The organism is Luteimonas sp. BLCC-B24 (genome assembly GCF_028550595.1).
In the GTDB taxonomy this organism is placed as follows: Bacteria; Pseudomonadota; Gammaproteobacteria; order Xanthomonadales; family Xanthomonadaceae; genus Luteimonas.
In genome coordinates this window covers 162,672-174,602 of the sequence record NZ_JAQQGN010000004.1, presented here as the reverse complement: position 1 = coordinate 174,602, position 11,931 = coordinate 162,672, and the positions used below count along the sequence as shown (strand labels likewise).

Genomic DNA, 11,931 nt, shown 5'->3' with positions numbered 1-11,931 from the left:
CGGATCCGTCGAAAACCGCGGATTCTACCAGCCTGCCCGGCGCCGGTCGCCGGCACATGCGGTCGACGCTAAAATGCGCGCCTGCCGGCAGGGGGCCGGCGAGGACACACCGCATGGGGATCAATCGCAGTCGCCGGCGCGCACGCAGCGTCGTGCTGGCGACACCGTGGCTGTGCATGGCGATCGCGTCGGCCGCCCCGCCTGCGCCAGCGCCGGTGCCGGCGATCGCGGACACGGTCGGTCGCTGCTTCGAACTGCGCGACCGCGCGCCGGCCGATGCGATCGCCCTGGTGCATGCCGCGCTGACCACGCCGGGGCTGACGGCGGACGACGAGATCAAGCTGCTCGCCTGCCGGATCCGCGCCGAGGCCCTGAGCGGCAGCGCCGGTGCCGTGATCGCCACCGCCGACCGGATCGAAACCCGGCTGCAGGACGAGCCGCGTCCGCCGGAGTTCGTGCTCCGCGCACTCTCCAATGCCGGCGCCGCCCTGCATACGGTCGGCCAGGTGCCGCGTGCGCTCGCCCTGTATCGCCGCGCGTACGAGGCTGCAGAGGCCGGCGAGTCGGATCTCGCCCAGGTCAAGATGCTGATCAATGTCGGCAGCATCCAGAGCGAATACCTGCAGGCCTACGCGCTCGCCGAGACGACGTTCGAGCAGGCTGCGACCATCGGTGCCAGGAGCGGCGTGTTCGACCCCCTGCTGCCCTACAACCGCGGCCTGAACTTCCTGCGCATGGGAGACGCCGCCCGTGCGGGCCGCCAGTTCGAAACGGCGCTGGCGTCCGAGCAGGTCACGGATACGGTACTGGCCCGGCGCCTGCGCGCCGAGCAGCTCGCTCTGGCCCGCGGCGCGGACGCCGAGACGCAGCTGCGCGCGATCGCCGAGATCCAGAGCACCGACGATCCCTCGGGCGCGGCACTGACCTACGTGCGGGTGTCCGGAGTCGCGCGCGCCGCCGGCCGCTACGATGCCGCGATCGAATCCGCCGAACGCGCCATCGCGCTCGCGACGGCCGGCGGGTTCGCGCGCGAGCGCCGGGACGCGCAACGCGCGCGGGTCGAGGCCCTGCACGCCGCGGGCCGTTTCGAGGCCGCGTTCGCCGCGCTGACGCAGTTGCACGCCGACGAACAGGACGCGCTTCGCCGGCAGAACCTCGATGCGCTGGCCGAACTCCAGGCGCGGCTGGAAGACGGGCGCACCCTCGTGGAGCTGGAACGCCTGCGCGAGACGCAGCGCATCGATGTGCTCAATGCGCGTCATGCGCGCACCCTGCGCGATGTCGGCGCGGCGGCGCTGCTGCTGCTCGTGCTGCTCGCCCTCGCCTTCGCGCTGTACCAGCGCCGCATCAGCCGGCGGCTGCGCCGACTCAGCGCCACCGACAGCCTGACCGGACTGCTGAACCGGCGCGCCGTGATCGCCGCGATGCAGGCACTGCCGGCTCCGCCGTCACCGACCTTGCGCCATGTCGTCTTTCTGATCGACGTGGATCACTTCAAGCGCAGCAACGACGTGCACGGCCACGGCACGGGGGACGCGATCCTGGTCGAACTGGCGCAGCGGTTCACCGCGGCGTGCCGCCCCGGCGATCTGGTGGCGCGCTGGGGCGGTGAGGAATTTCTCGTGGTGTGCCGCGGACTCGACCGCAGCCAGGCGGCCGCGATCGCCGAACGCCTGCGCGTGGCGATCGCCGAGCGGCCCGTGATGGCCGGCGGCGTCGCCATTGCGCTGACCGTGTCGATCGGGTTCGCCTGCCGGCCGCAGCCGACGAGTGCCGCCGGGTGGCACGAGGCCATCGATCTGGCCGATCACGCGCTCTATGCCGCCAAGCGCGGCGGACGCGACGGCTGGGTGGGCCTCTGGTCCGACGCCGCGACCGACCTCCAGCAGGGCCTGCGTGACCCGCAGGCCGCCGTCGCCGACGGTCGGCTCCAGGCCTGGGCCAGTCGTCAGCCGATCATCTGGAGTGGAGCGCGGGCGACCGAGGCGTCGACCGGCGACGGCGCCGCCGTCACCGGTTGAGCCGGGACGGCGTCAGCGCCGTTCGAGCGAGAGCCGGTAACGTCCCGCGACGCTGGAGCCCACCGACGACGCTTCGATGGTGTAGCTGCCGGGCTGCAGACGCTGCACGATGCGCGAATCCAGGTTGTCGCCGCCGTCGTCGTCGCTGGCGATCGTCTCCGAATCGCGCAGCAGCTTCAGATGGCTGTCGACGTCGCTCGAACGCATGTCGATCGCGTAGTCGCCCGCCGAGCGCACGGTGAAGGTCCAGCGGTCCGTCATGCCCTGCATCAGCGTGGCATCGACGGTACGGCCGACCGAGATCGCGCCTCCGCCGACGTCCGTAGGCACGTCCTCGACGCTCAGCGCCAGCGTGTAGAACCCGGCGCCGGGCACCGCGCCGTCGGCGCGCACGCTGTAGTCGCCCGCGTCGAGCAACGTCGCGATACGGGCGTTGAGACCGTCGCCACCGTCATCGTCGGTGGTGTCGACGCCGGCCCCCGACAGGTGCAGCAAGGGGTCGATGTCCGAGCTCTGCATGTCGATGCGCACCAGGCGGCGCGCCGGCAGCGAGAAGGTGTAGAGCTGCCCCGTGCCTTCGTACAGCCCGGTCACCGGGGTGCCCGGCGTCAGCGGACCGCCGTCGCTCAGGGGCGCATCGGGGGTTTCGCGCGCCGCGACCGTGAGCCGGTACATGCCCGACGCGCGTTCGCTGCCGTAGGCCGAGGTGGTGATCGTGTAATCGCCGGGCTGCAGACGTGCATTGATGCGCGCATTGGTGCCGTCGCCGCCATCGTCGTTGGTCAGCGCAGTGCCGGGGCCGTCGAGCTTGAGATAGGCGTCGAAATCGTCCGACATCATGTCGATCGTGTACACGCCGGCCTCGGCGATGCGGAGCGTCAGGCGACGCGGCGCGTCGACCCAGTCGCTGATCGACGCGCCCGGCGTCAGGGCGCGGCCGTCATAGGCCTCGACCGTCGTCACGCGCAGGGTGTAGGGGCCATAGGCGCTGGCGTCGACGCCGCTCACGGCGATGGTGTGGCGGCCCGAGCGCTTGGCGCGAACGACCAGCGAGGCCGCCTGGGCGCCCTCGCCCGAGGCGCCGAGCAGCTCGTCGCTGCCGTAGAACGCGGACAGCCGACCACGCAGCGGCCCCTCGATGCTGACCTGCACCACCTGTCCCTCACGGAGGTTCAGCGTGTGCAACTGGCTGCGCGAGCCGTCACGGTAGTTCACCGCCGAACGGCTGGTGATCTCGCCGCGGGCGGGTGCATCGACGGTCACTGGACTCGGTTGTTCGCTCGCGATGACGGCGGCAGCCGGCGCGATCGCCAGCGCAATGGCCAGCACGAGCGGGGAGACGGTTTTCAAGATGGACTCCTGATGGTTCGAAGGGAGACGCTGGGTGACGGTCGGCCCGTCCCGGGCTGGGCGCCATTCTCGCACCCCCATTCACGTTTGTCCCCTCAGGCGGAACCGCAGGCCTCGCGGTGCTCGACGACCAGCTGCACGGCGTCCCCGCCGCGGTATTCGTCGGGCGCCAGGCGATACACCAGGCGCTCGCGCGCCGCGGGCGCTACCTCGCGCCAGCCGCCGAAATGGATGGCCGACAGCGGCTGCGGACAGCCGTCCAGGCGCAGGGTGAGCTTCAGATGGCGCGCACCGACGATGCGCCAGTCCACGACGGCGAATTCGCCGTCGAACACCGGCTCGGGAAACGCCTGCCCCCACGGTCCGGCGTCGCGCAGATGCAGGGCGTGGACGATGTCGAACTCGCGCGGGTCCAGCGCGCCGTCGGTGACGATCTCCGCGCGCAGCAGCGCCGGGTCGAGCATCGCGGCGACCTGCGCGCGGAACGCCTCGGTGAACGCCTCGTAGCGCTCGGCCGGCAAGGTGAGCCCGGCCGCCATCGCATGGCCGCCGAAGCGTTCGATCAGGCCGGGCTGTGCGGTGTCGACAGCGGCGAGCACGTCCCGGATGTGCAGGCCGGGAATGGAACGCGCGGAGCCGCGCAGCTGCGCGCTGCCGGGCTCGGCCGGCGCGAACGCGACGACCGGACGATGCAGCGCATCCTTCATCTTCGATGCGACCAGGCCGACGACGCCCGGATGCCAGTCGGGGTCGTGCAGGCAGACGCCGGCGCTGTCGCTCGACACCGGCGGCAGGCGGGCCACGACGGCCTCGGCGTCGTCGAGCATCGCCTGCTGCACCGCGCGTCGCTCGGCGTTGATTTCGTGCAGCACGCGTGCGAGTTCACGCGCCTGCGCGGGATCATCGGTGAGCAGGCATTCGATGCCGATCGCCATGTCCTCGAGACGCCCCGCCGCATTGAGCCGCGGACCGATCGCGAACCCGATGTCGCTGGCGGTCAGCCGCGCCGGGTCGCGGCCCGACACCTCGGCCAGCGCCAGCAGGCCCGGATTGGCCTGGCCGCTGCGCAGGCGGCGGAGACCCGCCGCCACCAGCGCCCGGTTGTTGGCATCCAGCGGCACGAGGTCGGCCACCGTGCCCACGGCGACGAGGTCGAGCAGCACGGACAGTTCGGGCCCGGGGCCTTCGAACGCCCCCTGGGCACGCAGGCGCGCGCGCAGCGCCAGCAGCACGTAGAAGATCACGCCCACCCCGGCCAGCACCTTGCTCGGGAACGGATCGCCCGGCAGGTTGGGATTGACGATCGCATCGGCGGCCGGCAGGCGCTCGCCGGGGAGATGGTGATCGGTCACCAGCACCGGCCAGCCCCGCGCGCGGGCCGCCGCGATGCCGGCGTGACAGGCGATGCCGTGGTCGACGGTCACCAGCAGCGCCGGCTCCAGCGGCGCCAGGGCGTCGACCAGGGATGGCGAGAGACCGTAGCCGTGGAGGATGCGATGCGGCACCGCATGCACCACGTCACGCGCGCCCAGCATGCGCAGCCCGCGCACCGCGACCGCGCACGCGGTGGCGCCGTCGCAGTCGAAATCGCCGACGACGAGGATGCGGGCATCACGTGCGATGGCATCGGCCAGCAGAGCGCTCGCGGCGCCGATGTTGGACAGCCCCTCGGGCGGGTGCAGGCCGGCCAGCCGCGGACGCGCGGCGTCGAGATCGTGCGCGTCGCGTCCGGCGTAGATCCTGCGCAACAGCGGTGGCACGTGATCGGGCCAGCCGTCTCCGATGCGCACGTCGCGGCGGCGGATCGTCGGCGAGGGCCTCAAGCGGGCGTGTCCCATGCCGCACCGCGCCAGAGGCGCAGCCGATGCCAGCGGCGCAGGTGCAGGCGCCGGCCCGATTCGTCGTCGATCGTCAGTGCATCGAGGACGCCGCCCGCGACCGCCGCGAGCGCAGGCGCCAGCCATGCCTGCTGGAGCTCGCGCAGGTCGCGCATCGCGGTGAGGTCGTAGAGCGCGGGCTCGGCCGACCCGCCCGGCCACGCCGTCGGCAGCGCTTCGGCGCGCACCGACGCCGCCGCGAGCGCGCTGCAGGTCGGATCGTCGCTGTAGACGTGTGCAGGCCACTCGCCGCCGAACGTGCCCCGCGCCGGCAGCGTGCCGCCGCCCCAGAACCAGAGCGCATTGACCGCCGGCCGTCCGGCAGCGAGCCGCCGTGCATTCCAGGGATGCTGGTGTAGCGTGATCTGGGCCTCGTTGGCCAGCGCACGCCAGCGACGCGCTTCCGCGCTGCTGTCCACCGTGTCGGCGTCCTCGAGATCGGCGAGGTCGGCGCCCAGGGCATCGGCCGGATCGTGGAAGGCCGGCAGGCGCGCGCCGTCCGGCACCTGCAGATACCAGCGTGCCGGATGCGGCGCATCGAGCAGACACCCCGCATCGCCGAACACCGGCCGCAGCGCGGGCAGCAATGCGTCGACGTCCTCGCGTGTCAGACCGAGGCCCTCGCCGTGTGCCATCAGCCGCACGCCGTTGATGTCCGGCCGCAACCAGGCCGGATCCGCGCGCAGCCACGCGGCGCCCGGCGTATCCGCATCACCGGCGTCGAGGCGACGCGACAGTGCCGCCAGCGGCCAGCGACCCGGCGGCAGACGCGCATAGCGCAGCAGCTGGGCGCGGCGCCCCGCCTCGCCTGGCGTTAGACGGTCCGCGCGTCCGAGCGTGCGCACGACATCGGCCGCCCAGCGCTGCGCGCCGAAACGCGCCGGCGCGGGCAGCAGGAAGGTCGCGCGCGTCATCGGCTCAGCCGGCGTACTCGACGCTGATGATGTCGTAGTCGCGCGTGCCGCCGGGCGCATCGATGCTGATGCTGTCGCCCTCGTGCTTGCCGATCATCGCGCGGGCCACCGGCGAGGAAATCGCGATCAGGCCCTGTTTGATGTCCGCTTCGAGGTCGCCGACGATCTGGTAGCGCCGTTCCTCGTCGGTCTCGGCATCGGCGATGACGACCGTGGCGCCGAACACCACCTTGTCGCCGGCATTGAGCTTGGCGACGTCGATGATGTCCGCGTGCGACAGCTCGCTCTCCAGCTGCTTGATGCGGCCTTCGATGAAGCTCTGCTGCTCGCGGGCCGCATGGTACTCGGCGTTTTCCTTCAGGTCGCCGTGCGCGCGCGCTTCGGCGATCGCTTCGATCACCGCCGGGCGCTTCACGGACTTGAGTTCTTCGAGTTCTTCGCGCAGGCGCTGGGCGCCGCGCAGGGTCATGGGTGCGCGCATGGGCGTGCCTCCGTCAGTGGGTTGATGTGTCTGCCGCGCGGCCTTCCAGCTGCGCGTGCAGTTCCTGCAGCGACCACACCGGGCCGCTGCCACGATAGTCCAGCGAATGCAGCAGGGCCCGGGCACCGGCCACCGTGGTGGAATACGTCACCCGGTGCTGCAGCGCCTCGCGGCGGATCGAGAACGAGTCGGCGATCGCCTGCTTGCCCTCGGTGGTGTTGACGATGTAGGCGATCTCGCCGTTCTTGATCAGATCCACCACGTGCGGGCGGCCCTCGACCACCTTGTTGATCTGCTCGCAGGCGATGTCGTGCTCGCGCAGCCACGCTGCCGTGCCGGCGGTCGCGACGATGCTGTAGCCGCGCGCGATGATGTCGCGGGCGACGCTGAGCACGCGCTTCTTGTCCGGATCGCGCACCGAGACGAACACCTTGCCGCTGGTCGGCGGGGTCTTGATGCTCGCCGCCTCCTGCGCACGCGCGAACGCCGCGCCGAAGCTCTCGCCCACGCCCATGACCTCACCGGTCGAGCGCATTTCAGGGCCCAGGATCGGATCGACGTTCTGGAACTTGGCGAACGGGAAGATCGCTTCCTTCACCGAGTAGTACGACGGCACGATCTCCTCGGTCGCGCCCTGCTCGGCCAGCGTCTTGCCGGCCATGCAGCGCGCCGAGATCTTCGCCAGCGGCTTGCCGATCGCCTTGGACACGAACGGCACGGTGCGCGAGGCGCGCGGGTTCACTTCCAGCAGGTAGATCGTCTCCTCACCCTCGTCGCTGGTCTGCACCGCGAACTGGGTGTTCATCAGACCGACGACCTTGAGCTTGCGCGCCAGGGCGACGACCTGTTCGCGCAGGCGGGCCTGCACATCGTCGGACAGCGAGTACGGCGGCAGCGAGCAGGACGAATCGCCCGAATGCACGCCGGCTTCCTCGATGTGCTCCATGACGCCGCCGATCAGCACGTTGCCGTCCTTGTCGGCGATCACGTCGATGTCCACTTCCACCGCGTTGTCGAGGAAGCGGTCGAGCAGCACCGGCGAGTCGTTGGAGACCTTGACCGCGTCGCGCATGTAGCGCGCGAGGTCGGCGTCGGCGTGCACGACTTCCATCGCGCGGCCGCCGAGCACGTAGCTCGGGCGCACGACCAGCGGATAGCCGATCTCGCGCGCCAGCACCAGCGCCTCCTCGGGATTGCGCGCGGTGCGGTTGGGCGGCTGCTTCAGGCCCAGCTCGTCGACCAGCTTCTGGAAGCGCTCGCGGTCCTCGGCCAGATCGATCGAATCGGGCGACGTGCCGATGATCGGCACGCCGTTGGCCTCGAGCGCACGTGCGAGCTTGAGCGGCGTCTGGCCGCCGTACTGCACGATCACGCCCTTGGGCTTCTCGACCTCGACGATCTCCAGCACGTCTTCGAGGGTCAGCGGTTCGAAGTACAGGCGGTCGGAGGTGTCGTAGTCGGTGGACACGGTTTCCGGGTTGCAGTTGACCATGATGGTCTCGTACCCGTCCTCGCGCAGCGCGAGCGCGGCGTGCACGCAGCAGTAGTCGAACTCGATGCCTTGGCCGATGCGGTTGGGACCGCCGCCGAGCACCATGATCTTGTCGCGACCGGTCGGCTGCGCCTCGCACTCGTCCTCGTAGGTCGAATACAGATAGGCGGTGTCGGTGGCGAACTCGGCCGCGCAGGAGTCGACGCGCTTGTAGACCGGACGCACGCCGAACGCGCGGCGCAGGGCGCGGATCGCCTGCTCGTCGGTGCCCAGCAGCTGGGCCAGACGCGCATCGGAGAAGCCCATGCGCTTGAGCGCACGCAGGCGTCGTTCGTCCAGGGCGTCGATGCCGGCGGCCGCCACGTCGGCCTCGGTCGCCACCAGGTCCTCGATCTGGTCGAGGAACCAGTGATCCACGTACGACAGACCATAGACGTCGTCGACCGACAGGCCAGCGCGGAACGCATCCGCCAGATAGAACAGGCGCTCCGGGCCCGGCTCGCGCACTTCGCGGCGCAGCGTGGCCAGGTCGTCCTCGTTGTCGAGGTCGAGACCGGTCGGGTCGAAGCCCACCTTGCCGGTCTCGAGACCGCGCAGCGCCTTCTGCATCGATTCCTGGAAGGTGCGGCCCATGGCCATCACCTCGCCGACGGACTTCATCTGCGTGGTCAGGCGCGCGTCGGCGGCCGGAAACTTCTCGAACGCGAAGCGCGGAATCTTGGTGACGACGTAGTCGATCGACGGCTCGAACGACGCCGGCGTCTTGCCACCGGTGATCTCGTTCCTGAGCTCGTCGAGCGTGTAGCCGACCGCGAGCTTGGCCGCGACCTTGGCGATGGGAAAGCCCGTGGCCTTCGACGCCAGCGCCGACGACCGCGACACGCGCGGATTCATCTCGATGACGACGACGCGGCCGTCCTTCGGATTAATACCGAACTGCACGTTCGAGCCGCCGGTATCGACGCCGATCTTGCGCAGCACGGCCACCGACGCATTGCGCAGGCGCTGGTATTCCTTGTCGGTGAGTGTCTGCGCCGGCGCGACGGTGATCGAGTCGCCGGTGTGCACGCCCATCGGATCGAGGTTCTCGATCGAGCAGACGATGATGCAGTTGTCCGCGGTGTCGCGGACCACTTCCATCTCGAACTCCTTCCAGCCCAGCACCGATTCCTCGACCAGCACTTCGGTCGTGGGCGACAGCTCCAGACCGCGGTTGACGATCTCGATCAGTTCTTCGCGGTTGTAGGCGATGCCGCCACCCGAGCCGCCCAGGGTGAAGCTCGGACGGATGATCGTCGGATAGCCCACGCGCGTCTGGATCTCGAGCGCTTCCTCCAGCGTGTGCGCCACTGCCGCGCGCGGGCATTCCAGGCCGATCTCGCCCATCGCCACGCGGAACAACTCGCGGTCTTCGGCCATGCGGATGGCCTCGCGCTTGGCGCCGATCAGCTCGACGTCGTACTTCTCGAGCACGCCGTGATCGGCGAGATCGAGCGCGCAGTTGAGCGCGGTCTGGCCGCCCATCGTCGGCAGCAGCGCGTCGGGCTTCTCCTTGGCGATGATCTTCTCGACCGTCTGCCAGTTGATCGGCTCGATGTAGACCGCGTCCGCGGTCTCGGGGTCGGTCATGATCGTCGCGGGATTCGAGTTGACCAGGACCACCCGGTAACCCTCCTCGCGCAGCGCCTTGCACGCCTGCGCGCCGGAATAGTCGAACTCGCAGGCCTGGCCGATGACGATCGGTCCGGCGCCGATGATGAGGATCGTCTTGATGTCAGTGCGCTTGGGCATGGTCTTCTCTAAGTCGGTACGGCGTGTCGAAGGGCGATCGCACGCGGTCGATCAGGATGGAACTTCTGGAAGGACGGCGTCCCTGCATGGCGGCATCACGACCGGCCGAAGCGCGGGTGTCGCGCGCCTGGTAGCCGACACCGCGTGCGGGCAACGCGCCCGGCCGGGCGGCAGCACCCTCCGGCGAGCGCAGCAGTGACGCGCCGAGGGCAACACCGTGGTGAGCGGAGGCGCGCACGATCAGGACAACATCTTGGACGGCACGACGAGGCCGCACTTGTGCTCGAGTTCATCGACAGCGGCCTGCACCCGCTTGGGTGAGAAGTCGCGGCGCTGGTCGAACCCGAGGACGAAGGCGCGGAACGCATCGCTGCGCATGAACATCTCCGCCTCCGCCGCGTCGCCCGCTGTCATGTCGTCAGGCAACGGCAGGATCGCCCCGGCGCGCATGTTGGCGGTCACCAGATCGCCGATGCGCGCACCGGCTGAGGTCTGCAGAAACGCATCCCACGCCGCCAGGTGTTCGGCGCCATCCGGCCCCAGGGTGGACACGAACATGTCCCGCATGTGGCCGAGGACCAGCCCCTTCAGGGGGCCAGCGGCGCATTGCCGCGTCGCTTCGTCCTGGTCGTGGAACGGCGGTATCAAGACCACCATGTCGCGGGCGATGTTCTCACCCAGCGCGTCCAGACCGAGACGCTCGAACAACGCGGCCACGCCGCCCTCCGATGCGGGCGCGGCCTGCACGTGAGCGCAGGCGAGCAGCGCGGCGAGCCCGAAGGCGTACCTTGCACTCATGCGCGGTCGGCACCCATCTGCGCCACGAAGCGATCGAACAGCGGCGCCACGTCGTGCGGACCCGGACTGGCTTCGGGATGGCCCTGGAACGAGAACGCCGGTGCGTCGGTGAGTTCGATGCCCTGATTGGTGCCGTCGAACAGCGAGCGGTGGGTGACGCGCACATTGGCCGGCAGCGACGCCTCGTCCACCGCGAAGCCGTGGTTCTGTGACGTGATCAGCACCTTGCCCGAGTCGAGATCCTGCACCGGGTGGTTCGCGCCGTGATGCCCGTGCGGCATCTTCAGCGTCTGCGCGCCGGCGGCCAGCGCCAGCAGCTGGTGGCCGAGGCAGATGCCGAACGTGGGAATCTTCGCGTCGATGAGGGTCCGGATCGCATCGATCGCGTAATCGCAGGGCGCCGGATCGCCGGGGCCGTTCGACAGGAACACGCCGTCGGGCTTCAGCGCCAGCACGTCGGATGCGGGCGTCTGCGCCGGCACCACCGTCAACGCGCAGCCGCGCTCGGCCAGCATGCGCAGGATGTTGGTCTTGACCCCGTAGTCGTAGGCCACGACCTTGAACTTCGGCGGCGTCTGCACGAATGCATTCGCGTCGAGATCCAGCGGGCCGTCCGTCCAGCCGTAGCGCTCGGTCGTGCTGACGTCCTTCGCCAGATCCATGCCCTTGAGGCCCGGAAACTTGCGGGCGGCTTCGAGCGCCTGATCGACGTCCACGTCGCCGGCCATCACGGCACCGTTCATCGCACCGCGGTCGCGCAGCAGGCGCGTCAGCTTGCGGGTGTCGATCTCGGAAATCGCGACGATGCCGCGCGCGCGCAGCCATTCGGGCAACGAGACCGCGCTGCGCCAGCTGCTCGGGCGCCGGGGCACGTTGCGCACGATCAGGCCCGAGGCCCAGACCTTGGCGGCTTCGTCGTCCTGGTCGGTGCAACCGGTGTTGCCGATGTGCGGATAGGTCAGCGTCACCAGCTGGCGCGCATACGACGGATCGGTCAGCACTTCCTGGTAGCCGGTCATGGCGGTGTTGAACACCACTTCGCCGACCGACAGGCCGGCAGCGCCCACGGAAACGCCCTCGAATACGGTGCCGTCTTCAAGGACGAGGATTGCGGATTCAGTCACGAGGTCTTCGCCTACGTCAGGTTGCAGGAAACCGCCAGAGCGGTGGTAACCGGTCCGGAGGTTCGGGGTTCAGGCGAGCGAGA

General features: G+C 70.1%; 8 protein-coding genes. 1 reads left to right on the top strand and 7 read right to left on the bottom strand.

Going from position 1 to position 11,931, the window contains the following annotated elements; translation table 11 throughout:
* Window positions 1-113: 113 nt before the first annotated feature.
* Window positions 114-2,021: a GGDEF domain-containing protein gene (locus tag PQS31_RS10595; protein ID WP_272762690.1), complete on the top strand. Its 1,908-nt coding sequence runs from the start codon at window positions 114-116 to the stop codon at window positions 2,019-2,021.
* 12 nt (window positions 2,022-2,033) lie between these two features.
* On the opposite strand, the gene PQS31_RS10590 is transcribed toward PQS31_RS10595, so the two are convergent.
* The 7 genes from PQS31_RS10590 to carA all read right to left on the bottom strand — a co-directional run bounded on the left by PQS31_RS10590 (window position 2,034) and on the right by carA (window position 11,848).
* Window positions 2,034-3,371 carry a hypothetical protein gene (locus PQS31_RS10590; RefSeq protein WP_272762689.1) on the bottom strand — a complete coding sequence of 446 codons (1,338 nt, stop codon included), beginning with the start codon at window positions 3,369-3,371 and terminating at the stop codon, window positions 2,034-2,036.
* 95 nt (window positions 3,372-3,466) lie between these two features.
* The gene (gene recJ / locus PQS31_RS10585) at window positions 3,467-5,209 is read right to left on the bottom strand and encodes a single-stranded-DNA-specific exonuclease RecJ (protein WP_272762688.1); all 1,743 of its coding nucleotides are present in this window, start codon (window positions 5,207-5,209) and stop codon (window positions 3,467-3,469) included.
* The gene (locus tag PQS31_RS10580; RefSeq protein WP_272762687.1) at window positions 5,191-6,162 is read right to left on the bottom strand and encodes a phosphoglycerate mutase; all 972 of its coding nucleotides are present in this window, start codon (window positions 6,160-6,162) and stop codon (window positions 5,191-5,193) included. The genes recJ and PQS31_RS10580 overlap by 19 nt, the downstream gene beginning before the upstream one ends.
* Window positions 6,163-6,166: 4 nt before the next feature.
* A complete protein-coding gene (gene greA / locus PQS31_RS10575) occupies window positions 6,167-6,643 on the bottom strand; it encodes a transcription elongation factor GreA (RefSeq protein ID WP_272762686.1) in 477 nt (158 codons plus the stop codon).
* A 13-nt stretch (window positions 6,644-6,656) separates the two neighbouring features.
* The gene (carB, locus tag PQS31_RS10570; RefSeq protein WP_272762685.1) at window positions 6,657-9,926 is read right to left on the bottom strand and encodes a carbamoyl-phosphate synthase large subunit; all 3,270 of its coding nucleotides are present in this window, start codon (window positions 9,924-9,926) and stop codon (window positions 6,657-6,659) included.
* 240 nt (window positions 9,927-10,166) lie between these two features.
* Window positions 10,167-10,643, bottom strand: a complete 477-nt coding sequence (locus PQS31_RS10565) for a hypothetical protein (protein WP_272762684.1) — start codon at window positions 10,641-10,643, stop codon at window positions 10,167-10,169.
* Between the two features lie 77 nt (window positions 10,644-10,720).
* Complete coding sequence (gene carA, locus PQS31_RS10560; protein ID WP_272762683.1) at window positions 10,721-11,848, bottom strand: glutamine-hydrolyzing carbamoyl-phosphate synthase small subunit; 1,128 nt, start codon at window positions 11,846-11,848, stop codon at window positions 10,721-10,723.
* Between the last annotated feature and the right edge of the window lie 83 nt (window positions 11,849-11,931).